The organism is Planomonospora sp. ID82291, from assembly GCF_015711645.1.
In the GTDB taxonomy this organism is placed as follows: Bacteria; Actinomycetota; Actinomycetes; order Streptosporangiales; family Streptosporangiaceae; genus Planomonospora.
This window is the reverse complement of record NZ_JABTEX010000008.1, coordinates 72,481-95,181: the sequence shown is the minus strand read 5'-3', so window position 1 is coordinate 95,181 and position 22,701 is coordinate 72,481. Positions and strand designations below refer to the sequence as shown.

Sequence of the window (22,701 nt, the reverse complement as noted above, 5' to 3'; positions counted from 1 at the left end):
CGGCCGGCGGGGCTTTGCGGTCCCCGCCGGCGGCGTCTACTCCCCCAGGTCGTCCTCTTCCTCCTCCTCGTCTTCGCCCTCCTCTTCTTCCTCCTCGTCTTCTTCGATGACTTCCCTGCCGAGCACGCTCACGGTCGTCACCGCCCCGGCTTCGTCGCCGCACATGGTGATGCTGCCGCTGATTGGGTGCTCGGCCCCGTAGGCGTCGAGTAGGGCGCGGACCTCTGTGGCGATGTTGGGGAACTTGACGGGTTCGCGGTGGCCGGGTACCAGGGCGATGGCGGTCACCTCGCCGGTGTCGGGGTCGGTCTCCAGGTCGAACAGCAGGTCGACGGGGAACAGGAGGGTGTCGTCGGGGTAGAGGGTGGGCAGGTGGGGGCTGTCGGAGGGGATCTTCGACAGGGGCAGCGGAATGTCGAAGGTGAAGTAGCCCTCGAAGGTGTAGTACACGCCCATGGGGTTCCTGTTCGGCTCGTGGGTGAGCCGCCCCCGCGCGGTGAGGTGCGGAGGCGGGGCGGAGGTAGGTCAGAGGACCCAGTCGCCGACGGCTCGCCCGTTGTCGGTGATGGTCACGCGGTAGATGTCGTCGCCGTGCATGTCGCCCTCCTGGGTGAGGTCGAGCGTCCCGACGAAGGTGTGGCGGTGGCCGTAGGCCAAGATCAGGGCGTTGATTTCGCTTTCGGGGTCGCCCACGTTGCCGAGGACGGGGCTGGATGGAACGAGTCCGGTCGCGGCCTGGTGGCCGTCTACGGGTTCAACGTGGAAGAACAGGTCGACGGTGACGAGACAGCCGGGTGCGTGGCTGGTGCTGAGGTTGGGGTGGGCGCCGGGCAGGTCCCGGATGGGCAGCGGTGGCGTGATGGTGATCATCGCGGGCCTTTCATGTGGGGGTGCGTCACCCCGAACCGGGGATCTCTCCGGCCAACACATAAAATAATACAAGACAGTTAATAAGGTGGACAAGTGGACGGCCCTCGGACACGACGAAGCCCCGTCGCCTTCCCTGCGGGGAAGGGGCGGGGCTTCGTCGTGTCCGAGACGGACCCATCCGAGGTCCGCACTGGTCATCCTAGGACAAGTGCAGACCAGCGTAGATCGCCTATGAACCCTCGCCTGTCTCGGCCGCCGCGTCTCGGCCGCCGGGATCGAGCAGGAAACGCGCCACCGCGAAAGCGTCGTCGAAGCACTCGCAACTGCCCGCCGGCCCGTCCAGCCGGTCGCCGCAACCGTCATCGTGGACCAGGCGCCCGCCGTGCTCACCGCGCGCGGACGCATCGACGATGACCTCGTTGTCGAACCGGTGGGCGGCCTTGGCCAGCATGGCCGTGAGGATCTCGCCCAGGCGCGGGTCGGGGAAGGCGGTCGGGCCGCTGGTGCGCGCTCGGGTGGCGGCCGCCCGCAGCACACCGGCCGGTCCCGTTTCCGGCGAGGCGGGCACCTCCTGGGTGAGCGTCACCGGTCGCCCTCTTCGGCCGGCGCGGCGGACTCCCAGCCGGACGCGACCGCCTCGCGGCGGCGCTTGCCACTGATCGGGAAGCCCAGCGCCTTGTCGAGCTGGTAGCGGGCCGCGAGCGCTGCCTGCGCTAGCTGGGCGCGGTCGGCATTCCCGTTCGCGTCGGCCTGGCGGGATCGCTCGGCGGCGTGCTCCCACACCTGGAAGGCGGCGCGCGCCCCCGCCAGGAGGGCCTCACGGGTCTCGGTGGTGGGCGGGGCGGGGTGCCGCTTCGAGCGCGCGGACGGGTTCATCCTGAAGACGGGCGGGTCGACGATCTCGGCGATGGCCGGCATGGAGGTGTTTCCTTCGCGTTGGTGACAGGACGGGAGACGGCCCGTGATGCGGGCCGTCTCCCATGGGCGGGGAAGGGGTTGGGGCTACACCGGAGGGGAGGAGGGATCCCCGACGGAGGGCCGGTGGTCTGGGCTGGGCTGCATGGCGGTCCTCTCCGGTGAACCGAACAAGAAGATCATTGATCCTTATTAACATTATTATAGTGCAACACAGTTAATACTGTGAGTAGATGGGACGCCAACCGTCAGAAGTCACCTGGGGCGACCTGGAAAACCGTCAACCCCATGCGCCGCCACGCCGCCACAACGCGATCCCGGTCATCAAGGACGTACAGCACGTCGAACACATCACGCACGTGCTCGTCGAACATCTCCGCCTTCACCGTGGCGTCGGGGCGGCGGTCACCTTCACGCCGCATGAACGGCCCCTGAAACGGCACCCCCAGGTGCTCCTCCAGCCAGGCGACCGTCGCCTGGCGGCAGACGTCGCTGCGCGCCGACATGACCACGATCTCCGCGCCGGCCGCATACGCGGCCCGCACGGCCGCGACGACCGGCACGTTCGGCACGTCCTCGTGCACCCGCGAGGCGTCGTACGGCGAGCGCCCCGTCATCAGCGCGAGCGTGCCGTCCATGTCGGCCAGTACCGCCCGCCGCCCGCCCGGAGGCGGCGTGTAGGGCCGCACCAGCGTCGCGTCCTGCGTCTCGTCCGGCCACGGAAGCGGCAGCGTCTTCCCGGCGAGGAACCGCCGGTGCTGGTCGCGGATCACCTGCTCGCCGACCGGGTTCGAGCGCAGCGCGTCGCGGCGCAGGCACTCCTGCAGCGGTACGTGGGTCAGGTCGTGCACGTCGAAGCCGGCACCCGCGCGAGCCGCCAGGCGGGCCAGGTCGCGGGCGGTGCGCTGCGACAGGTTGGTGTCGTCGCACACCACGTCGGCGCCCTGCTTCAGCAGCACGGTGATGGTGGCGTCGCGGGCGGCGATGATCTGCTGTTCGGTCACACCCTTGATGAAGGTCCCGTCGTGGATCATCAGGCGCAGGGTGTCGCGGTTGACGCGGGCCCGCAGCCCGGGGTCCTGAGCGACCCACTCCTTGGCCCAGGTCGTCTTCCCCGACGCCGACAAGCCGCGGGTGATGGTGAGCGTGGACATGATCTATGCCTCCCAGTGGGCGATGCGCACCGACCGCAGCCACGCCTCAGCGGCGGCCCGGTCAGGCTGGTCAGGTAGAGGGGAACGGGCGGCGTCGAACGCCGCCTCGGTGCGCGCCAGCAGCTCACGCGCTGCATCCACGTCGCCGTCGGCGACCTGGTCGCCGAAGTCGTGCAGCGCCTGCGGGTCGGCCACCCGCACCTGCAGGTGACCGCTTCGGTACAGCTCCAAGCCCTGGTGCAGCAGACGCGCCAGGTGGCGGGCGTGCTTGGCGGTGCGCCGACAGGTGTCGGATGAGAAGGACCCGTCGCCGCGGTCGCTGAGGCGCTGGAACTGCTGGACGGCGTAACCGAGGTAGGCCGATCGCACGCGCGGCGCGCACAGGAACGCCGAGCGGATCGCAATCAGGTCCTCGCCCAGCCGGGTCCGCACCTCATACAGGTCATCGGGCAGCCACAGGATCTCCGTCGCCGTCGGGTTGCCCGACAGCAGCAGCCGTACCGCCTTGGCCGCCTCGTGCAGCGTCCGGTCGGGTGCGGTCGTCACCACCGACTCGGTAGGCCGCTCCAGGCCGACCAGGTCGATCGTGGGCGCAGCGAACACGCCGAGCCGGTCGATGTCGGAGCCGGGCCGGGTGAGGCCGTAGGCGGTCGAGCCGACGACGCCCAGCAGCAGCGTGTGAGGCGCGGCCGCCATCAGGCGTCCTCGCTGCCGGAAACCCACGGCGCGCCCGGCTCGGGGTAGACGTGCCGCCAGAAGTAGGTGGTGAGGTCCTTGCCGTCGAGCAGATGGAAGATCGCTCCGCAGTGCTCGTGGGTGAGCAGCTCGGCAGCCATCGCTTTGCGGTCACTGCCGTAGACGAAGCGGGCGAGCTCGGCGAGTTCGGTCAGCTCTGCGAGCAGCTCCTGCACGCGGGCGTGCAGCCCGTCGATGGTGGAGCGCAGCCAGGCGTGGAACTCGTCGGGAACGCCGTCGACGAGGGTGGCCAGCCAGTCGGGGCCGAGGTCGAGGATCTGCTCGGCGCGCGCCGGGTCCATTCCCAGCAGCGACCCCCACCACTTGGGCCGGTCGATCAGGTGCTTGCAAGCGGAGACGGCGCAGAACTCCCACACGGTGCGCGCCGTCACCTGCGTGAGGATCCGGTGCAGGGCGATGTAGTCGGCCTGCTTGATCTTCACGGTGACATGGTCGGCGTCGGGCAGCCGCACCACGAACCCCTCAGCGCCAGGCCTGGGGGGCGCGCTCAGCGCCTCGCGCAGCGTCGCATACGCGAACGTCGTGACCTTCGGGCCGGGCCAGTCGATGGTCTCGGCGTCGATCGGGGTGCCGGTAGCGATCTCGACGCCGCCGAGCAGCACCAGGTCGTCGAGACCGTTGTAGTCGACGACGATGCGGTTGCCCGGGTAGATGATCTCGAACAGGTAGGTGATGCCGGGCGCGGGAGCGAACCGGTGGGCGTAGCGCTCACGCCACACGCGGGTGGCGTGCCGAGCCTGCTCGCTAGCGAAAGAGCCGCGCGTGGCGATCGCGTAGCCGTCGCCGTCGGGGTAGAGGATGCCGAGACTGCCGTCGAGCTTGTCGGTGACGAGCGCGGGCGCGTCCAGGTGGATCACCAGACCCCGGGCTTCGCCGTAGTTGAAGAACTTGGCGTAAGGGCGGGCCACGACGCGGCCGGAGGCGTCGGTGATCAGACCGCGGCAGGTGAGCGTCACGTCCGTCCAGTGGCGCTGGTACTGCGTGACGTCGGTGTAGTTCCAGATCGTCAGCCCCAGCGCGGGGTCGGGGTGGTGCTGGCGGCGGACGAAGCCGTCGTCGACGGCGCGCGTGAGATCGCCCATGTCGAACAGGTCGGTCAGGTGCAGATCAGTGAGGGTGGAACTCATGGGAGGCGCCTTCAGAGGGAGGGGAGCCGCGTGGCTCCCGTGCGTGGACGGGGAGTGCTCAGGCATCGCGGCCGGTGCCGCGCACGCCTCGGGGAGGACGAGGCGGGCGGAAAGCAGAACCAACCACCGAATTCCCGATAGCTTGATTAATAAAGTACAAGATAGTTATCAGAGTGTCGAATCTTCATCCCGAGCGGCCTGGCGGATGCGCTCTTCCCGTGCGGGCACGGCAGCCCTTCACGCGCTCATCGCCTCGAACAGCGTCGGCGTGCTCACAGGAAAAGGCCGGTTAGACCACAAGACCTCGGTGCGCGCGTGATAGCCGGTGCTTTGCCCCGTCGCCGACGCAATCTCCGCGCGGTGCCAGCCGCCGTACAGCTCGCGGTACAACGGCGAGTCATACCCCGACAGCACCACCATCGCCTTGCACCCCTGCAGGCGCTCGGCGAGCTGCCGGTGCTCCTCCTCGCCGGCCATCTCGACCTTGTAGTTCCGCGCCCGGGTGCTGCCCAGATACGGCGGATCCAGATACAGCAGCACGCCCTTGTGCCCGCCGTAGGCGTCGATCACCTCCAGCGCCGGACGGCATTCCAGACTCACCCGGGCCAGCCGCTCGGCTACCGGCCGCATGCGGCCGACGTAGCCAGCCAAGTAGTCCGGCATGGAAGAACTCGACCCCGCCGGGTCGCAGTAGTGCCGCCACCCCGTCTTCCGCAGCGTCCCCGCCCGGCCCTGCGACAGCAGCACCCACACGCGGCGGGCCCGTTCCAGCTCGGTGAGTCCTTCGGCCTCCCCCAGCCGGTAGGCCTGGGCGTGCTCGGCGCGCCCGTGCGGGGTCAGCGCGCACACTTCGGCCAGTTCCGCAGGCTGGTCCCGAAGCACTCGCCAGAACGTCATCAGGTCGCCGTCGAGGTCGTTGACCGTCTCCATCCGGCTCGGCTGCTTGGCCAGCAACACCGCCAATGACCCGGCGAACGGCTCCACGTAGTGATCATGCGCTGCGAGCCGCTGCACGATCTCGCGTGCGATCGTGACCTTGGCGCCGTAGTAGGAGAAGGGCGGCCTCATCGCATCACCGGCCTGCGCCACGAAGGAACGAGCGGGCACGCAGCCTGCGCCGCGGAGTGTCTGGGAGGGGTCAAGAGCACGCCGCGACGTAAGCACAAAGGTGTGCTTAGGTCTGGTCGGCAACAGGGGGACCGACCCGGGGACGGTGCAGCAGTGGCTCCACGCACACGTAAGACCAGCGAACAGCCGGCCGACGCGCCGGGTAGCGCCGCGCCCGGCGCACCCGAAGCCGAAACGCCGGCCGCGCCGCTGACACCGCCCGCCGCAGATCCGGTACCGGTTGCGACGGTGGACACCCCGGCCGCGCCGCTGACGCCCTCCGCTCCCCCGGCTGCGCCCGCCGCGCCGCCGGTGCGGGCCGATAGCCCGCACGTGCGCCAGCTCGCCACCCCGGGCACTGAGTTCGTCGACCTGGTGTGGGGCGATAACGAGCCGGGCCAGGAGATGGAGCCCGCCGACCCCGCCGAGCTGTTCGCCGACCCGGGCGAGCACTTCTCCTACGTCGTCGTCGCCCGGCCGCTCGTGGCCTGCATCTACCTGCCCGGCACCGTCCGCACCAGCCACCGGCTGTTCGCCACCGCGGGCCGGCGGATCGGCCGGCACGCCGCGCAGAAGATCACCGACGACCTGACGAAGGCCCGCGCCGTGCAGGCGGCGACCTAAGACTTCGCGGCCTGCCGAGCTCCTGGGCTCGGCCGCCGCCGGGTGCTCTACGTGGGGGGCGAGCATCCGACGGCGGTCACGGAGACGGCAGGCCGCGAACACCCGGCTGTGGGCGGGCCGGTGCGTCCCACGGGATGTGTGCCGCGCGCTTGGTGGGGACCCTGCGTGCACGCGCCCCGTGAGGCGCACCCGCCCGCCCACAGCCGTTCTGTTCCGTTCGACAGAAGGGAGCCGCCCAGATGCCCGACAGCGACACCGCGCTCGTCACCCCTGAGCAGGTCGCCGCCCGCGCTGGGCTGCCGCTCCCTCTGGATGCCGCCGCCCGCGCCACTATCGAAGAGGCCCTCGAGGACGCCTACGCCGAAGCGGCCGTCCACCTGGGGCGGCCTGCGACCCCCGAAACCTTCACGCAGCGCGGCGTCCTGGCCGACGGCTACGGCGGCTGGCTCCTCGACAACAGCCCCGTCCTGGAGATCATCTCCGTGCAGGTGGAGAACGGCGCGACCGCCCCAGTGTGGGGGCCGACCGCGGCCGGAACCCACACCGTCACCTACCGGGCGGGCCTGGACCCGGCCGCCGACCGCCGCTACGGCCGGGCGCTGGCCCGCTTCCTGAAGTGGTCGGCGGCCGGCAACCCGATGGTACGCCGCCTGGCGCAGAACGTTCCCGGTGCCCGTCTGCAGGCGTCGGTCAACGTGGAAGGCCAGGGTGTCGTCTGGGAGGCCACCGCCGCAGCGGACGCCGCTGGCGCACCGGCCACGCTGTCGTCACTGGATGAGTGGGTGAAGCCTGTCGTCTACCAGGCACCCGGCATCGCCCCTCACCCGATCGAGACCGGTGCCGCATGGCTGTCCTAGCCGCCGACCGGAATCTGGGGGTCCGGCGCCGCACACGAGGCGTCGACGGGTACGGCACGCCGACCGCCGGCACGCTGGGACCGCTGACGGCGCCCAAGCCGGGCCGGATCGTCTCCCACCCCGACATCGACGGCGACCTGGAAACCGGCCCGGGCACATGGGTTCTGGCGCTCGACCCTGGCCTGTGGCCCATCGGTTACGGCGACCAGGTCGTCGAAGGCGGCCAGCAGCGCACCTGGACAGTGACGAGAGCATCGCTGCGGGCCTCGCAGTTCGATTCGGCCATCGACTACGTGCGAGTAGAAGCGTCCGAAGACGGCCCGGCGGATGGATGACGAAACACCGTAGGGCTTGGCCCTCGTGGTTTCGCTGGCGAAACCACGGAGGGCTTACGTGAGTAGGTCAGCGTGGTTTCGCCAGCGAAACCACGAGGGCCTCACGCGAGTGGGTCGGCGTGGTTTCGCTGGCGAAACCACGCCGACCCACTTTCCTTTGCCCGCGTGCGGATCAGGCCGCCCAGACCTCCTTGATGGCGCGGGCCGCCGCGTCGAACTCCTTCGTCGGCTTCTCGTTAGGGCCGAGCCAGAAGTACACCGGCTCCTGCGCCTTGTAGGACTCCCCGATGGACACCGCTTCGGCGATCGGCGGCAGCATCATGCTGCCGTAGAACTCGGTGATCTCCCTGGCCTGCTCGATGTAGTAGTTGCCCCGGTTACCGGACACGCCGTTGAGGAGCACGTACCGCAGGTCGGCGGCGCCGTCGCTGAACTCATACGCCTCCTGGGCGTGCGCGAGGTTGCTGCGCAACGTCGTGAGAGTGTCGTCGTCCTTGGCTTCCGGCTTGAGCGCGCCGATCACGAAGTCCGCTCCGCCGAGCAGCGTAGTCTCCCACGTGTCGTAGGAGCCGCGGAAGTCGAGGATCAGCACATCCAGCATGCCTTCGGGCAGGCTGGCAATCGCGCGACGCACCCACGTGTCATTGGCCTTCGGGTAACGCGAGTCGCGGATGTCGTGGGAGGCGAAGGCGATCTCCCGTGAGCCGAGCACCAGCCACAGGTTTTCGATCACCTTGAAGGAGTCGTCGCCGTCTCCCTCAGAGGCGATCCGCGTGCGCGCCGGAACCATCGCCTCGGCCAGGGTGGCGGTCCCGTGCAGCACGTGGTGAATGCTCGTCATCTGCGCCAGGCGGGCGTGCACCGCCTCGGCCCGCTCGGGATGCTTCTTCTTGTCGGTGACGCCGTATCCCAGGTAGCAGGAGGCGTTCATGGTGGAGTCGCAGTCCATGACGGCGACCTTCTTGCCGGCGACCGCCATCGCGACCGCCAGGTTGACCGACGCGGTGGTCTTGCGGGTGCCGCCGCCCTCGTTGGCGACGGCGATGACCAGCGGTCCCTTGGGGTAACGGCGGCCTCGGTGTGGTGTAGTCATGATGTGCTCTCCGTGGGGGTCGGAAGTGCCGACGATGATTCGGTGAGGAACTCCGTCTCATCGGCGGACGGGCCGTACCCGGCTTCGGTGAGCTGCCGGAGGTAGACGGCCTCGTGGTGGCCCCACGCCTGCCGGGGGCGGCTGCGGAGGCGAAGTTCGGCGCCCGCCAACCCTGCGGCGTCACCCAGGCGAACCAGCGTGACGGCGTCAGCGTCAGCGAGCCGGGCAGGGGCTGCTGTGGCGGGGTCGATTCCTGCGGCGGTTGCCGCGATCTGAAGCTGCTGGGCGGAAGCTGCCGTGATGACCGCGGTCGCCAGGCCGACGGTGATCGGGTGAGGCGTGGTGTAGTCCCGCGTCTCCAGCAGTTTCCTGAGCGTGGTCAGGCGCGCTGCGGCCTGCGCGGTGGACTGGCGTGGTTTCGCTGGCGAAACCTGCCCGTCCGCGGAGGCGCCGTTGCCGTTGCCGGTCGCGTCCGCTGCGGGGGAGGTGGGCAGTGCCGCGACGGCGTCGCCAAGTTCCCCGGCCGAAGTCGCATCGGACGGTCCACCCTCGTGATCGCTGCTCACCTCCCCGGGCTGAGACGCTTCCGCCGTGGCGCTGCCGTTGCCGGTGTGCCTGGCAGGCTCCGCAGCGATCGGAGCGGGCGGCGGCTCCTCCACGGCTCCCGTCAGCCGCCGGACCGCCTTCTGCGCGGTCAGGCTTTCGCTGACCATCAGCGCATACCCCTGCTCGATCAGCACCGGGTCGGCCAGCTTGGTCAACAGATGGTAGGCCGCCTCCGCAGGCAGGAGGCCCTTGCGGATCGCCTCACGTGCGTCCCCGTGGGGGAAGTCATCGAACAGGCGGATGAGCTTGGACACGCGGGCCTTACCGCCAGGCAGGCCGCCCTTCCTGGCGATCTGCTCGAACGTGAGCCCTTCCTCACGGTGGATGCGTGCGCACAGTTCCCCTTCCTGCAGCGGGTTCAGGGCGCGACGGCGGCCGTTCTCGGACATGAACGCGAAGTCGCCCTGCGCCAGCAGCTGGTTGCGCAGCACGACCGTCATGTCCGACCGCTGAAGCTTCACGTGCGCCCGGTAGCGGCGCTCGCCAGCGAGCAGCACCCACTCCACCTCGGGACCGTGCTCGGCCAGCTTGTCGGCGTACTGCGGGTACTTCTCCAGGAAGGCGCCCTTGCTGACGACGACAGCGTCCTGGATGACGCCCACCTCGTCGAGGTTGCCGACGAAGTCGGCGAACTCCTCCTCGTCCCACTCGTCGTCGTCTCGGACGTTGCGCGGGTTCGGCGCGATCGTCGCCAGCGGCGCACGGAAGCGGGAGCCTTCCGTGCGCAGCCCTCGGGCGGGGATGCCGATCGCTCCCCCGCCGGCGGCGGGCCGCTCCGAGGCAAAAGTCGGCGACGGTACGGCCGGGGCAGCGGAGCTCTGACCGTCGGCCGAAGCCTCCGCAGGCTGCTGCGTCGGCGTCGAAGGCTTCTTGCTCTTCCTGTAGTCAGCGCGAGGCATGGGTGTTCCTCCCCTCAGATGCACGGCGGTCCATGGTTTCGCTAGCGAAACCATGGAGGAGGAGGTTGGTGGTGCCCGCGCGGTGTGGCGGGTATGGCATTCGCATGGGCCTTTCGTGAAAGGTTGGTCATCTGAGACACGATGATGGCAGGAGATCCCCTCAGTGATGGGACCGCCGGGGCCACTATTTGCCGATCGCGGAGGGGCACGGGCACGGCCCGCGAGACGTCTACCCGTCATCCAGGACCGTGCCGTGAGCCGTGGCCAGAGACGAAAGCCGAGGTAGTAGCGCTCCCAGTTCCTGTCGTAGGGCGCTGTACTGAGGCTGCTGGAGCTCAGGCAGCAGCAGCCGGACGCGGGCACCGATACTGCGCATCGTTGAGAAATTCGCCGCGTCGAGCGGCCAGTTGACCGCCGCTACGTCCTGCTGCAGGTGGGCGAGGTCTTCGGCCAGCTCCTCATCGATCAGATGCGAATGCGTCCTGCGGTAGCGGGTGAGCCGCTCGGCGCTGTCCCATAGCGACACGGCATGCCGGTCGTACCACGCGGCCTCTGGGCTTTTCCGCTTCTGGCGGGGCCGCAGCCGTGCGTCGCGTTCGGCGCTGGCCAGCCGCGGCAGACCCAGGCGGGCCGCCCGCTCCCGCTTGTGCCGCTCATCGACAGCCTGAGCTGTCCGCAAGCCCAGGGGGGAGGCCATGGCGAGATTGGTGACCTTCAGGCGGTAGCCCATGGCGACGAGGTCGTACTCCAAATCGTCGAGTACGGAAGGGATGGCGGGCACGTGGAGGCGGACGTAGCCCAGAACCCACAAACCATCGACGACATCCTCGACGAGAGCCCAGGCGGGGACCCGCTGGTGGTTCAGGACGTAGCGCAGCAGCTCGACGGGCTGCTCGTCACCGATGACCTCCAGGCGCTCAAGGTCGGGGTCATCGCATTTCTGGCGGCGCTCAATGATCCGCTCAACAGCCCTCTGACCTGCGGCTACATCAACCTTCGGTAGTTTCTTCGGTGGCACGATCAATAGGATATTGAAAGATCATCTTGTGTGGTGAAGGAACCCGTGGTTTCGCTAGCGAAACCACGGATGTCGCCAGGAAAAAGAACCCTGGTGGATGCGCTGGCCACTCGTGCAGCGGACGAGCCCGCCCCCAGACACGTCGGGGAATACCGGAGCCCGGTGGAGTCAAGGCTGCTTCGCCCGGAGTGAGCGAACCGAAGCTGCTCGGGGCGGGCGGCCGGACCAGACGCCAGGCATTCACGATAACGCCGCACCGGCAACAGGAGACAGGGAAACCGGCCTCAAAAGGTGCAGCCGGTCCTGGTCGCGCACTGAGGTTTCGCCAGCGAAACCAGAAGTCCTTCGATCCGCGGAAGCGTTTCCTGGAACGTCGAAGAGCGCTGCATCCAAGGAGGACGGTTTCGCTAGCGAAACCTCAGCGGCCCTGTGGAGCCGACCTGTTCACCTGGCGATGTCCGTGTCACCATCACCGGAAAGGGGCCAGTGAGTGAGCCACTCCAGCCGCTGGCCTTCCCCTCGGTGAAGGTGGGCCAGCGTGACCGATGAGCGCAAGAAGATCCACCCCGCCACTCAGGCAGCGCTGTGGGTGTTGAGCAACGGAAGGTGTTACTTCCCGGGCTGCCCCACCCCTGTGGTGATCGAAGTCCGGCCAGGGGTCTACCGGAAGAACGCACAGATCTCTCACATCTACGGGGTCAGGCGTGGCGCAGCACGCCATCGGGAGGGCATGGACGGCAAGATCCGTGATTCCTTCGCCAATCTCCTGCTGTTCTGCCTTGCGCACCACGCTGAAGTCGACGACGAGGAGGCCGGTGAGGAACTCTACCCACCGGACCTGCTACGCAAGTGGAAACGCAGACACGAAGGTTCCAGTGGCGCACAGTTGGCCGGCCTCGGCCCGATCACCGAGGAGAAACTCACCGAACTGCTCACCAGCGTCTTCACCCCGCCGATCGAAAGACTTCAGGAGATCGCCGACCAGCTCGCCGACACGGGGACGCTGACCGCGGCGACCGTCGCCGAACTACAGCAGATCGTCGCCATCATGGCGGAGGCTCCCGCAGTTCCTGATAGCGCCTCCATGCGCTCGCTCGCCTGGGCGGCCGAGGTCTACAGCCGGGCGTCATTTCGCGACAGCGCCAAGCACCTGAGCTTCGCGGCCGAGAGTCTGCCCGCAGTGGAGCGGATGCTGGAGGAGAAGATCAACAAACTGTACGGCGCGATCGATGAGCTGAGACGCCTCCGAAGGTAGTGTGGACGCGTCGTCGACTGTCTGGTCGGCCGCAGCCTGCAAGAGGCATGGTTTCGCTAGCGAAACCATGCGGGCTCAGCCCGGATGGGCGGCGATCTGCACAGTGCTCACCCACCGGCTGCGACCATCAGCTTCAGGAACGGGGCCGCCTCCCCCGTTGGAGCTGACGTCGGTGATGATCGGTTCGCCAGGTGCCGTCGGCATTTCGGGAAGTGCCGTCAGGCGCGCCAGCGCGAGGTAGAGGATGCGGCGCAGTCGCTCCTCCCCCACGGGTGTCTTGACGCTGTCGAGGGCCTCCAGGCGCAACGCCACCCCCACGCGGTGGGTGCGCAGATCGTCGAAGCCACCCGCTGCCGGCCGTACCCGCAACCGCGGGTACGGCGGTACATGGTCGGCACCGACCCGCCCCGGCCCGCCGAGTGCCGCTGTGAGCGCCGGGTCGGCGGACAGGCGGGCGATGGCGGCCGGGATCGGGTCGGCGTCGGCAATACTGGTCACGGTGATAGTTCCGGCCTTACTTGCCAGCGGAAGAGGCTCGAGCGGGCTTGGCCTCACCAGCCGGGGCGGACGCCTCGATGCGAGTCAGCGCGGCGGTGACGGTTTCAGGCTTTTGCGGGTTGGCGCCCTGGACGAACCCGGCGGCCACCAGCCGCATGGCCTGGCCGTGGGGGAGGATGACCTCCTCTCTGACGGCGTAGCTGCGAATGGGCAGGCCAAGGTTCTCGGCGTCCAGGGAACGCAGCGGGTTCGCCAGGATGAGCTTCACGAGATGGTCGGACATGCGGCTGCCTCCTGCGCGGTTGGTCGGTGTACGCCGGTCATGGTGGCCCGGAGACGGGTTAACGTCGCGCCGCCCGGGACCGGGTGGCGGCCCGGAGAGCGGCCTCGGTCAGCCAGCCGCCTCCCTGCTCGGCGTACTCGGACTCGGCGATGCGGGCGAAGCGCGCGGTCACGGTCGCTGACACGCGGGTCGCTGACACGCGAACGGGCCCGGCAGCGATTCCTCCGGCAATCGCGCCAGGCAGATCCACCGACGTGCACTCGCAGCCGGCGACCTGGTCGGCGGGCAAGCCCGGGTCGCGGGGCTCCATCGCCAGCTCCCAGCCGTCTGCGGTTTTCCATCCGCCGGCCGAGTTGATCGCCTTACCGTCGAGGCCGCGCCCCTTGCGGACGTAGACCTGCCGCTGCAGGCGGAACGGCAGGTTCGCCGGAACAGTCTGCCCGTGCGCAGCGGCGTGCGCGGGACGGTGGTTATCGCCGGGGGCGATCTGCCAGGTTTTCGCGGGCGGTGCGGTGTCGCGGGCGGCGGCAGCCACGTCTTCGGCGACGCGCTCCACCGCCCGGCGAGCGGGGCCGGCGGCGATGCGGGCGGCCAGGTCGACGCGGATGCGGGTACGGGTCATGGCGATGCACGGTAGCCCGAGGCGGTGCTTACCTCTCGTGCGCGGCCACACTTGCACACGGACAAGCCACGCACCTGCCGGGGAAGATCGGCGCGACGCAAGCTCGGAAATCATGCAGAGTCCGTGCCCGTGAGCAGCACCTCTTCCTCGCGAAGCATCGACGCGGCCTTGGTGGCCCGCCTCTACGCCGTTGAGCAGCTAACGGTGCGGCAGATCGCCGCCCGGGTCGGCCGGTCGCATACCGCGGTCCACCGCGCGCTCATCCGCTCGGGCATCCCGCGGCGCGGCCGCGGGTCTACCGATCGGCGTATCCCAGCTGATGTGCGGGAGCGCGTGCTGAACGCCTACCTCGACGGTGCGGCGATGGCCGACATCTGCACCGACCACGGCATCTCCTCGCAGTCGGTACGCAACATCGTCGCTGACGCCGGCTACGACCTACGCCCGGCCGGCGGCCGCCAGCATCTGGACCTGTCGGCGATCGACAAGCTCGGCAGCCAGGGCTGGCCGCCCGCTGCGGTCGCGATGCTCACAGGCTTCTCCGAGGGGCACGTGCGCCGGCAGATGCGCAAGCTCGGGTACATCCGCCAGCCTCTGCCGGAGACGCAAGTGCTGGCCGAGATGCTGAAGCGGCATGGGTCGTTGAGGGCCGTGGCACGCCAGTTGGGATGCAGCGCCAAGCGGGTCAAGACCGCATTGGAGAAGGAAGGCGTTCAGGTCCCGACCCGGCCGCACCGCCGGGCCGCATGAAGGACGGCCGCGTCCCTGGGCCGGGTGGTTTCGCCAGCGAAACCACCCGGCCCAGGTTTTGAGCGTTCTGGACCTACCGGGACAGTTGCGTGCGGATTGCAGACCTACTCTGTGAAGGGCCGTGTGGCTGTCAGGGCGAGCCGGATACGTCCTCGTTCGTAGGGTCTTGGTATGAGCATCCGTGGAAGCGGGTTCCTGGCCGCGGTTGCGACCAGCGCGCTGGTGGCGCTGACGGCCTGCGGTAGCGAACCGAGCGGTGAACCCGGTGCCGCTCCCGCCGATCCAAGCAGAGCCTCCCCGACCGCAGTCAGCCCAAGCCCCAGCCCTACCCCCAGCCTCATCGCGGGCGTTCCGCCGGGGGCGGAAGTGCTCGGCAAGCCGAGCAAGGGTGAGCCGTTCACGCTCACCATCACCTACACAGACAACCCCGAACCGGCGAAGCTTCAGCTCACCGTCAACAGCGTCACCTGCGGCAAACCTCTGGACCAGCGCATCATCGCCGCGGCCGCCGAATCCATTGGCGAACCCACGCCCACGCCGACCCCCGAAGGCGGCAAGCAGTACTGCGTGGTCGTCATCGAGGTAATGAACACCGGCAACAGCGAGACCATCTGGGACACCAATGACACCGTGACCCTCAACGTCGATGCCGTCCGCTACTCCCAGACCCAAGAAGACACCCATCACGTGAACGACTATCAGCAGTACTGGGCCAGCAAGGGCGAACGCGGGCCGGCGTTCGGCCTCAACCCGGGCAGCAAGGGCCCTGCAGCTGGCATCTTCCAGATTCCCGTTGGGGCCACTCCAACCAGCATGTGGGTCACCTCGGGTACCGCGATCGAGAACCTCAACGGCGTCCAGCCCGGGTACCTCGTCCAGTTGTAATCGGGCCGGGGCGGCGGATGGTTTCGCTAGCGAAACCATCCGCAGAGCGAGAAAACGCCCTGACGGAAGCCCGAAACGTTTCTGCTGGGACCGGGGTGGTTGCCCAGCGAAGAAGAAGATCAGACCAGCCAGGTCAGCGCGGCGGTGTTGATGAGGAGGTGAATGGTGTTGTCCACAACGATCAGCATCGCGAACGCCAGGCCGCCGGGCACCGAGGCGGGAAACCCGTGGTTGCTGGCCGCCTCCTTCCACGTGGGGCGCGAGGCAGCGGGGCCGAGCTGGTTCTTCAACCAGATCACGTACTTGGCGGCCCGGTAGTGATCCAGCACGATGTGTGTGCCTCCGATCACGAGCAAAGCCTCAGGGGAGCGGGTGAGGACGAGGAAAGGGACCATGTAGGTCGCGCCGTGGGCGATGGCGGGCCACCACCGTTCGGTCTTGTGGGAGGCCATCCAGTCGGACTGGAAGATGTAGTCGCCGATCATGTGCGCGAGGAAACCGTAGAAGACGAGGTCGGTCACAGAGAACTCCAGAGTGTGGGGTTGAGGTGGCGCTCGGAGACGGGGTGGTAAGGGAAGGCAAGCGGCAGAGGGATCGGCTCCGTGCCCTGGGTCGGCGGGTGGTGGACGGGTCGGCGGGTCAGTCTCGACGGGTCGGCGGGTACAGACGACGGATGAGGAGCACGTGTCGGGGCCGCTCACCGGCGGCCTCGACACGGGTCACACGAGCGCTGGTTCGCGATCGCTGTCATCGGATGCGGCGCTGACAGCGCTCATCGCGTCAGCGCTGGAAGGAGCGCTGGGGGCGCCGTTGGCAGCGCCCGTTTCCGCATCACCAGCGTTGAGAGTGCGCGCTGCGAACTCTTCCGGTGTCTCCTCCGGCACGTCGGCGGCGCCGACATCCAGCGCTGCGGCCTCCGGCTCCTTGATCCAGGCGGCACGCCAGTTCCGCGCTGTGGACGGCGCGGCACCCGACACCTCCATGAGATCAGCGGTGGTCAGCAGCGGCCCGCCAGCGGTGATCGCCGCCTCCCACGCAGCACGCGCTGCCTTCTGCTTGGCGAGCCTTCCACGAGGCAATTCGTCGCTCCCAGCGCTCTTGCCAGCGCCTGCTGACGAACCGCTGCCAGCGGTGCTCGCGCTGGAACCGCCGCCGCTCGCAGCGCCGCTGGGAACCGGCGCCGGCGCCGAAGCGGAGCCAGCGGGCGGTACCTGACCGCCGCTGCCAGCGCCTGCTCCCAGCGGGGCATGCGGCGCTGGAAGCGTGCTTCCAGCGGGCGTACCGGGCGCTGCGAGCGGTACCTCACCCGCGCTCCCAGCGCCCGTCGCTTCCGCTCGCAGCGCTGGGTCGGCGGCGGGAACCAGCGTCGGTAGCGGCCGGCGCAGCGCTGCCAGCGCCTCCTCCGACGGCGCCACCATCAGGTTGGCGACGAACAGCGCGGCTTCGCTCGGGTTGGTGTAGTCGAGCGTCGCGAGCCGACGCGCCTGTGTCAGCACCTGCATCTCGCGGACCACGGCCACCATGACGTCGGGGTCGGTGACGCCGGCGTGGATGAGCGCCGCCTGCGCTTTGCGCTCAGCGGCGATGGCCGCTTTGCGCCGGTTCCTTTCCGCCCACCGGCCGGTGGCCTGCTCCAGCCGCACCAGCGCCTGGTGCAGGGCGTACAGGTGACGGGCGGCAGCCAGGACACGCACACGCAGGGTCGCCGCCGCTGCGGTGAGCTGCTCGTCGGTGGCGAGTATCAGCTCGACGCGGATGCGCTCGACGGGGTGCAGCCACCGCGACCAGTCCAGCTTGCGGTCGGGGCGGGCGTGCTTGCCGCGCCGAGTCTCGGCCAGCACGAACTCGAACAGCACCGCGCCGACGATCGGCAGCAGCGCGTACGCCGCGGCCGCGCCCGGCTTGTCTGGGGCGTGGGTGGCGTTGAAGTACGCCGACGCCAGGATCAGGCCCCACACCGCCAGGCGCGGCCCGCCGGCGGCCTCGTTACGGGCCACCCGCCGCGTCTGCAACACCGCGCACAGGGCGGCTGCGCCGTCCAGGGCGAAGAACAGCAGGTACGGCCACGGCCCGGTGAGCCCCATGTTGTCGGCGCCGAACCCGGTCAGGCCGGTCGCGGACAGGCCCGCGATGACTGCGAGGAAGTACACCAGCAGGAGACCGGGGGCGGTCTTGATCGCGGCGGTCTTCGCTGCCGCCCACCGGCTGGGCGTGGAGTCACCGCTGGTCGCGGGTGCGGCATCGGAGGCGGGGTGCAGCGGGCCCGGATCGGCGTTCACCTCTGAGGGGATGAACCGGCGCCGCCACGGCGACCACGTCATGGTGCCGCGGGGGCCGCGTCCGGCGTCCCACTCGGCGACCAGGCGGGCGTGGGCGCGCCGGTAGGCGCGCCGCTCCCCTACCCGCCACAGCAGTACGAGCACGGCAAGGAGCGCGCTGGTGGCGGCGATGCCGAGCAGCCACGGAAACGGCACCTGATCAGCAGCAGGCAGGAACGGCAGATCGTCAGTCACAGCAGGTCACTTTCAGTACGGCACGCGGTCGTGGGCGGCGGGTAGGCGGGTCGCAGGGGAGGGCCGCGTAAAGGGGTTCAATGGGCGTTTACGGCAAGGCGGCACCGATCCGCCGATCCGTCGGATCCGGTTGTTTACGCAGGTCAAATGGTCTTTGGATGTGTCGGGGGGATCTGCCGGGGTGGCAGATCGGATGCGTCGCCCCGACGGGTCGGCGGCACGTCGGGCGACGCATCCGGAGGCGGGCGCATCAGGCGGCACGGCGCACCTTGACCTCGACGTCTCCGCCGGCGGTGATCCGGCGGACGGCGGCCCGCAGATCGTCGGCTTCCGGGCCTCGCACCTCACGCCCGGCGATCTGCTGCTTGCCGACGGGGCAGCCCCACGAGGCCAGCAGCCCGCCGAGCGCCTTGGGTGTCATCTCCAGGGCCAGCTTGTCGATGATCGCCGTGGTGGACAGCCGCGGCGCGCCTTCGGCATCGGCCAGAGCGACGATGTCGGCGAGCAGAGCCGGGACCCGCTGCGCCGGATCGGCCGGCGCCCCAGCGGAGGCGGAAGCCGGTGCGGGCCGCTGCCCGGGCAGCGTGCCGGCTTCCTCCCGCAGGGCGGTCGCCCGCTCGACGACCCGGCGGGCGTCGCGGATGTCCACGTAGTCGGTGTGCACGACGAGGACGTCGCCGCCGAGTTCGACGTCCTCGGCGCCGCGCAGCAGACCCCACCCCTTGTGGTGGCGCTCGAAGTCGGCGGCGTTGTAGCCCGCCTTGTAGGTGTTGCTGCCCAGGCCCGCCTCGGATGCCTGCCACGTCATGACGCGCAGCACGAACCGGGTGCCGAGCTGATCGCGCAGCGACGACGGGATGGCCTCGGCGTCGGACTTCTGCGTGGCGATGACGACGACGAACCCGAGCGCGGGCCCGACCTTGGCCAGGTCGACCAGCTTCTCGAGGATGAGCGGCCCCCAAGCGGGATCTTCCAGGTAGCGCTGCGCCTCGTCGATAACGATCAGCTTGAGGTCGATGCCGGACGCGGGGTCTGCGAGGATCTCCGGCGTGATCTTCCCGTCGGGGCAGATGTTGTCATCGAGTTCGTCGAGCCGCTCGTAGACGTCGTTCATCTCGGCGACCAGGTCGCACAGGGCGCGGTAGAGCCTCTCGACGGTGTCGCCGCGGACGCCGCGCCCGAACCCGTGCGCGATGCCCTGGAATGGGGAGAAATCCTTGCCGCCCTTGCCGTCCCACAGGTACAGCCGGGTGCGCGCGTCCAGAGCGGCGGCCATGGCGAGCATGCGCAGCACGACGGTCTTGCCCATGCGTGGCATGGACGACACCAGCACGCTGGTGAAGATCAGCGGCAGGCTGACGCGGCGGCCCCGCTTGTCGGTGCCGAACGGGATGGCCTGCCACAGGTCCCAGGAGGAGGCGCTCGTCAGCGGTGAGGAATGCGCCGGCCGGTCGTAGGGGTCGCTGTCGGCCAGCCACAGCGACACCTGGCGGCCGCTGCCGGGCACCCGCTCGATGTCGAGCCAGCGCTCGTCGATGTCGAGCGCGGAGGCCAGGGCGGCCTTGGCCGCCATGACGTGCTTGTAGGTGCGGCCAGGCGGAAGGTGAACGGTGAGAGTCAGCGCGATGCCGTCGTGGTGCGGCATGCGGACGCCGTCCAGGCAGACTTCCTGGTCCGCCTTGATGATGCCGGCGGAGGCGAATGCCTCGGTCAACTGCTCGCTGGAGACGCTGGCGTCGATGATCTGGCTTTCCAGCGCGTACTGCGTGGAGGCGTTCAGCGCCTGCAGGTCGGCGGTGGTGCGGCGGCCGGCGATGGCGGCGGTGAGCAGTCCGGTGGCGCCTAGCCCGATGAGCAGCGGCCAGGTCTGGGTGAGAGCGAGCAGTCCGCCGGCGGTGACGACGGCCAGTGCGGCCTTGGCGGAGATGAGGCGCCGCTGCTCCTTGATCAGCTCCAGTCCTGCCGCGTCGGCGGTGCTGAATTTGCCCTTGTCGAGGAGCTGGGCGGTGGCGTGGGTGGCGTTGACCCAGTTCCACCAGTTCACGCCGAGGACACCGGTGCCGCGGACGGCGGCGGCCAGGAGGCGGCCGGGCGTGCGGACGGCAACGCGGACGCCGTAACGGCCCACGAGCTTGGGGTCGCGGACGATGAGTGGAGCCCGCAGCGGGGTGGTCCACATGGCGGAGGAGGACTTGTGCCCGTTCAGGAGCGTGCCGCGCTTGATCACCTGGCCGTTGAGAACGAACTCGTCGTTGGCGGCGTCGCCGGAGCGGGGCTGCGTTGCGGGCGGGTGAACCACGGAGGCTCCTTACGGGCTGTGCGGGTAGGGCAGGTGGGGCTGGTCAAGGGGTGGGGCGGTGGCGTTCGCCGTTGAGGAGGCGGGCCAGCTGCTCGGGGGTGAGATTGGTGCGGGTAATGCGGTCGCGGCGTCGGCAGGTGATGACGGTGGCGGCCAGCACGCCGAGAATGACGACGCCGATGTACAGGCCGCAGGCGAGCCGGGCATGAGCTGTGGAGGCGGGGTGGATGATCACGGCGACAGCCAGCGGCAGCGTCGCGGCGAAGGGTGCGGTGCGAAGCGACACGGTCGGCTTCATCGGATGGTCCTCCGGTTCCTGCGGATGGGCCGGTAGGGGCCCAGGAAGGTGCGCTTGGGCTGCTTGGCGGCGAAGTGGGAGTGGGCGGCGCGGTCGGAGGTGATGATCCGGACAGCGCAGAGGATCAGGGCCGTGATGACGGTGACGGCCATGACCGCGGCGGCGATCAGTGCGACGGCGGCGGCCGTCGGGGTGAAGAGCAGAGCGAGCACGATGCAGACGGCGATGACCGCCACGGCGGGTGCCTCACGCGGGGGGTTCATCGCACCGCCCAAGACAGGGACAGGAGGTTGTTCAGGTCGGCCAGGACGGGCAGGCCGGCGGCCACGGCGGCGAGAAGGGCGAGGAGGATCACCATGACCAGGGCGGCGGCGAAGTTGAGCACGGCGGTGGTGCGGGCGCTCCAGTCGCGGTAGCTGCCGTGCCCCTTGCAGGTCCAGCAGGTGAGGGTGAAGGAGTCGTCGTCGGGGAGGACGGCGTAGGCGTGCTGGCCGGCGCCGTCGCAGCTGGAGCAACGCTGAGGTGGGGCGATCAGGGTGGGCATGGGGCGGGTCTCCGGAGGTTCAGACGAAGGCGGGCGCGGAAGCGGGAGCGGGTGAGGGGCGGTCGGTGGCCGCAGGCCGGAAGGCCGGGCCGAACTGCCGGGCGAGGTCGATGAGCGGGCCGCTGATCTGAGCGGGGCTGGGCAAGATGAGGCCGAGCAGAGCCAGGACCCGCCAGGCGGTGACGATGAGCAGGGCCGCCGCGGCTGCGCACGCCATGCCGACCAGGAACAAGGTCAGGCGGCCGAGGCGCTCGGCCAGGGCCAGGAGCATGCCGCCGAGCCCGTACAGAACGCCGCCGATGACCGCGATGCGCCCGGCCCAGGGAAGCCGCTTGAAGGTCTGCACCATCTCGCCGACGGAGATGTCGTCGTCGCTCGCAGGTCGGCTGGTGAGGACAGTGATGACGACTGCCAACCAGATGATCATGCTCCAGAACATCAGGACCTCCTCAGAACGCCCTCTTGGCTAACTTCATTAATGAAGTTAACTTCATTGAGTATGTTGCGCAAGATGAGGAAGAAAGTTGACGTTGATGGCTCTGACCGATACCGCTGTCCTGAACAGAGCTGTCACCCTGGGTGTCGCACATGAGCAACACGGGCTGAGAATGGCGGAACGAATGACGACAGCGGGCGAGCCACCGTACGCGGGGATCGCCAGGGCTCTCCTGGTCGAGATCGAAAAGGGCGTGTACGACAGTGAGGATCTGCCGTCAGAGAAAGAGCTCGCCGCCCGCTTCAACGTCGCTCACAACACGGCCCGCAGCGCGCTGAAGGCTCTGGTCAACCAGGGCATCTTGGTTTCCGAGCGCGGCAAGGGGTATTCCCTTCGCGTCTACCGTCGCGCCGACATCGACGTCGCCTTCCACGGCGTGGGGGAGCAAGCCGGTGACGCCATCGAGGTCGCCAAGCTGGCACCCCCGAAAGCCGTCGCCGACCTACTGCCCGGCGCCACCGCCGTGGTGCGCCGGCGAACCCTCGGCGCGGAACCGAAAGCGGCCTACTACCTGGCCGACCTGATCGCGCTGGTGCCCGAGCTGGATGACCCGGCGCCGATCGCAGACCCACCGCTGCTGGACCTGCTCGCCGAGCGGGGCGTGGCCGTCACCCGGCTGGAGACCCGCGTGATCAGCCGGATGGCCACCTCATGGGAGAACCTGCCGCCGGCCACCACGGTCCTGGAGAGCGTCACCGCGCTGATCGACGACAGCGACACGGTAAGGGCTGTGTGCGTGACAGCCCTGCCCGGCGACAGCTACATCCTGAAATTCACCCAGGCGCGCAGGTGAGGCTTCACACCTGTCGGCGGCGGATACTACGGCCGGCGGCGACTTCCGAATCCGGCCACCGGGTTCGGCTCCACCGCGGTACCGCGGTTCGGTAACCGAGCAGT

General features: G+C 69.2%; 28 protein-coding genes. 7 read left to right on the top strand and 21 right to left on the bottom strand.

What is annotated here, in order from left to right; all coding sequences use genetic code 11:
• Positions 1 to 36: 36 nt before the first annotated feature.
• The 8 genes from HS045_RS31935 to HS045_RS31900 form a co-directional block, all read right to left on the bottom strand.
• Positions 37 to 456, bottom strand: a complete 420-nt coding sequence (locus tag HS045_RS31935) for a hypothetical protein (RefSeq protein WP_196455344.1) — start codon at positions 454 to 456, stop codon at positions 37 to 39.
• A 69-nt stretch (positions 457 to 525) separates the two neighbouring features.
• Positions 526 to 870, bottom strand: coding sequence for a hypothetical protein (locus HS045_RS31930; protein WP_196455343.1), 345 nt, complete (start codon positions 868 to 870; stop codon positions 526 to 528).
• A 229-nt stretch (positions 871 to 1,099) separates the two neighbouring features.
• Positions 1,100 to 1,456 (bottom strand): hypothetical protein, encoded by a 357-nt coding sequence (locus tag HS045_RS31925; protein WP_196455342.1) that lies wholly within the window; start codon positions 1,454 to 1,456, stop codon positions 1,100 to 1,102.
• Entirely contained in the window at positions 1,453 to 1,788 is a 336-nt protein-coding gene (locus HS045_RS31920; RefSeq protein WP_196455341.1) for a hypothetical protein, read from the bottom strand. Before HS045_RS31920 ends, HS045_RS31925 begins: the two co-directional genes overlap by 4 nt.
• A gap of 245 nt (positions 1,789 to 2,033) precedes the next feature.
• Positions 2,034 to 2,939, bottom strand: coding sequence for an AAA family ATPase (locus tag HS045_RS31915; RefSeq protein WP_196455340.1), 906 nt, complete (start codon positions 2,937 to 2,939; stop codon positions 2,034 to 2,036).
• 3 nt (positions 2,940 to 2,942) lie between these two features.
• Positions 2,943 to 3,635, bottom strand: coding sequence for a DNA polymerase beta superfamily protein (locus HS045_RS31910; protein WP_196455339.1), 693 nt, complete (start codon positions 3,633 to 3,635; stop codon positions 2,943 to 2,945).
• Positions 3,635 to 4,822 (bottom strand): RNA ligase, encoded by a 1,188-nt coding sequence (locus HS045_RS31905; protein WP_196455338.1) that lies wholly within the window; start codon positions 4,820 to 4,822, stop codon positions 3,635 to 3,637. The genes HS045_RS31910 and HS045_RS31905 overlap by 1 nt, the downstream gene beginning before the upstream one ends.
• 237 nt (positions 4,823 to 5,059) lie before the next feature.
• Positions 5,060 to 5,911, bottom strand: a complete 852-nt coding sequence (locus tag HS045_RS31900; RefSeq protein WP_307827819.1) for a DNA adenine methylase — start codon at positions 5,909 to 5,911, stop codon at positions 5,060 to 5,062.
• A gap of 351 nt (positions 5,912 to 6,262) precedes the next feature.
• Between HS045_RS31900 and HS045_RS31895 the strand changes: the two genes are divergently transcribed.
• The 3 genes from HS045_RS31895 to HS045_RS31885 all read left to right on the top strand — a co-directional run bounded on the left by HS045_RS31895 (position 6,263) and on the right by HS045_RS31885 (position 7,745).
• Positions 6,263 to 6,553 carry a hypothetical protein gene (locus HS045_RS31895; RefSeq protein WP_196455337.1) on the top strand — a complete coding sequence of 97 codons (291 nt, stop codon included), beginning with the start codon at positions 6,263 to 6,265 and terminating at the stop codon, positions 6,551 to 6,553.
• Between the two features lie 239 nt (positions 6,554 to 6,792).
• Positions 6,793 to 7,410, top strand: coding sequence for a hypothetical protein (locus HS045_RS31890; protein ID WP_196455336.1), 618 nt, complete (start codon positions 6,793 to 6,795; stop codon positions 7,408 to 7,410).
• Positions 7,398 to 7,745, top strand: a complete 348-nt coding sequence (locus tag HS045_RS31885; protein ID WP_196455335.1) for a hypothetical protein — start codon at positions 7,398 to 7,400, stop codon at positions 7,743 to 7,745. The genes HS045_RS31890 and HS045_RS31885 overlap by 13 nt, the downstream gene beginning before the upstream one ends.
• A 172-nt stretch (positions 7,746 to 7,917) precedes the next feature.
• Here HS045_RS31885 and HS045_RS31880 read toward each other — a convergent pair whose 3' ends face one another.
• The 3 genes from HS045_RS31880 to HS045_RS31870 form a co-directional block, all read right to left on the bottom strand.
• Positions 7,918 to 8,838, bottom strand: a complete 921-nt coding sequence (locus tag HS045_RS31880; RefSeq protein WP_196455334.1) for a ParA family protein — start codon at positions 8,836 to 8,838, stop codon at positions 7,918 to 7,920.
• Positions 8,835 to 10,343 carry a hypothetical protein gene (locus tag HS045_RS31875; RefSeq protein ID WP_196455333.1) on the bottom strand — a complete coding sequence of 503 codons (1,509 nt, stop codon included), beginning with the start codon at positions 10,341 to 10,343 and terminating at the stop codon, positions 8,835 to 8,837. Before HS045_RS31875 ends, HS045_RS31880 begins: the two co-directional genes overlap by 4 nt.
• Before the next feature lie 229 nt (positions 10,344 to 10,572).
• Complete coding sequence (locus HS045_RS31870; RefSeq protein WP_196455332.1) at positions 10,573 to 11,361, bottom strand: hypothetical protein; 789 nt, start codon at positions 11,359 to 11,361, stop codon at positions 10,573 to 10,575.
• A 538-nt stretch (positions 11,362 to 11,899) separates the two neighbouring features.
• On the opposite strand from HS045_RS31870, the gene HS045_RS31865 reads away from it, so the two are divergent.
• A complete protein-coding gene (locus HS045_RS31865; RefSeq protein WP_196455331.1) occupies positions 11,900 to 12,616 on the top strand; it encodes a hypothetical protein in 717 nt (238 codons plus the stop codon).
• A gap of 75 nt (positions 12,617 to 12,691) precedes the next feature.
• Here HS045_RS31865 and HS045_RS31860 read toward each other — a convergent pair whose 3' ends face one another.
• Genes HS045_RS31860 through HS045_RS31850 form a run of 3 tightly spaced genes read right to left on the bottom strand, consistent with a single transcriptional unit; the run spans position 12,692 to position 14,019 of the window.
• A complete protein-coding gene (locus tag HS045_RS31860) occupies positions 12,692 to 13,114 on the bottom strand; it encodes a hypothetical protein (RefSeq protein WP_196455330.1) in 423 nt (140 codons plus the stop codon).
• 16 nt (positions 13,115 to 13,130) lie between these two features.
• Positions 13,131 to 13,397 (bottom strand): hypothetical protein, encoded by a 267-nt coding sequence (locus HS045_RS31855; RefSeq protein WP_196455329.1) that lies wholly within the window; start codon positions 13,395 to 13,397, stop codon positions 13,131 to 13,133.
• Between the two features lie 58 nt (positions 13,398 to 13,455).
• Complete coding sequence (locus tag HS045_RS31850) at positions 13,456 to 14,019, bottom strand: hypothetical protein (protein WP_196455328.1); 564 nt, start codon at positions 14,017 to 14,019, stop codon at positions 13,456 to 13,458.
• A 129-nt stretch (positions 14,020 to 14,148) separates the two neighbouring features.
• Here HS045_RS31850 and HS045_RS31845 point away from each other — a divergent pair, with 129 nt between their 5' ends.
• Positions 14,149 to 14,769 (top strand): helix-turn-helix domain-containing protein, encoded by a 621-nt coding sequence (locus tag HS045_RS31845; protein ID WP_196455327.1) that lies wholly within the window; start codon positions 14,149 to 14,151, stop codon positions 14,767 to 14,769.
• 171 nt (positions 14,770 to 14,940) lie between these two features.
• Positions 14,941 to 15,654 carry a DUF4352 domain-containing protein gene (locus tag HS045_RS31840; RefSeq protein ID WP_196455326.1) on the top strand — a complete coding sequence of 238 codons (714 nt, stop codon included), beginning with the start codon at positions 14,941 to 14,943 and terminating at the stop codon, positions 15,652 to 15,654.
• 119 nt (positions 15,655 to 15,773) lie between these two features.
• Here the strand turns inward: HS045_RS31840 and HS045_RS31835 are convergent, their stop codons facing one another.
• The 7 genes from HS045_RS31835 to HS045_RS31805 form a co-directional block, all read right to left on the bottom strand.
• Positions 15,774 to 16,175, bottom strand: coding sequence for a DUF3307 domain-containing protein (locus tag HS045_RS31835; protein ID WP_196455325.1), 402 nt, complete (start codon positions 16,173 to 16,175; stop codon positions 15,774 to 15,776).
• Between the two features lie 198 nt (positions 16,176 to 16,373).
• Entirely contained in the window at positions 16,374 to 18,167 is a 1,794-nt protein-coding gene (locus tag HS045_RS31830; protein WP_196455324.1) for a hypothetical protein, read from the bottom strand.
• Between the two features lie 250 nt (positions 18,168 to 18,417).
• Complete coding sequence (locus tag HS045_RS31825; RefSeq protein WP_196455323.1) at positions 18,418 to 20,466, bottom strand: hypothetical protein; 2,049 nt, start codon at positions 20,464 to 20,466, stop codon at positions 18,418 to 18,420.
• 43 nt (positions 20,467 to 20,509) lie between these two features.
• The gene (locus tag HS045_RS31820; protein ID WP_196455322.1) at positions 20,510 to 20,764 is read right to left on the bottom strand and encodes a hypothetical protein; all 255 of its coding nucleotides are present in this window, start codon (positions 20,762 to 20,764) and stop codon (positions 20,510 to 20,512) included.
• Complete coding sequence (locus tag HS045_RS31815; protein ID WP_196455321.1) at positions 20,761 to 21,027, bottom strand: hypothetical protein; 267 nt, start codon at positions 21,025 to 21,027, stop codon at positions 20,761 to 20,763. The genes HS045_RS31820 and HS045_RS31815 overlap by 4 nt, the downstream gene beginning before the upstream one ends.
• Complete coding sequence (locus tag HS045_RS31810) at positions 21,024 to 21,308, bottom strand: hypothetical protein (protein ID WP_196455320.1); 285 nt, start codon at positions 21,306 to 21,308, stop codon at positions 21,024 to 21,026. Before HS045_RS31810 ends, HS045_RS31815 begins: the two co-directional genes overlap by 4 nt.
• Positions 21,309 to 21,327: 19 nt before the next feature.
• Positions 21,328 to 21,747, bottom strand: a complete 420-nt coding sequence (locus tag HS045_RS31805; RefSeq protein WP_196455319.1) for a hypothetical protein — start codon at positions 21,745 to 21,747, stop codon at positions 21,328 to 21,330.
• A 94-nt stretch (positions 21,748 to 21,841) separates the two neighbouring features.
• Here HS045_RS31805 and HS045_RS31800 point away from each other — a divergent pair, with 94 nt between their 5' ends.
• On the top strand, positions 21,842 to 22,597 hold the full coding sequence (locus HS045_RS31800) for a GntR family transcriptional regulator (RefSeq protein WP_196455318.1): 756 nt from the start codon (positions 21,842 to 21,844) through the stop codon (positions 22,595 to 22,597).
• Positions 22,598 to 22,701: the final 104 nt, after the last annotated feature.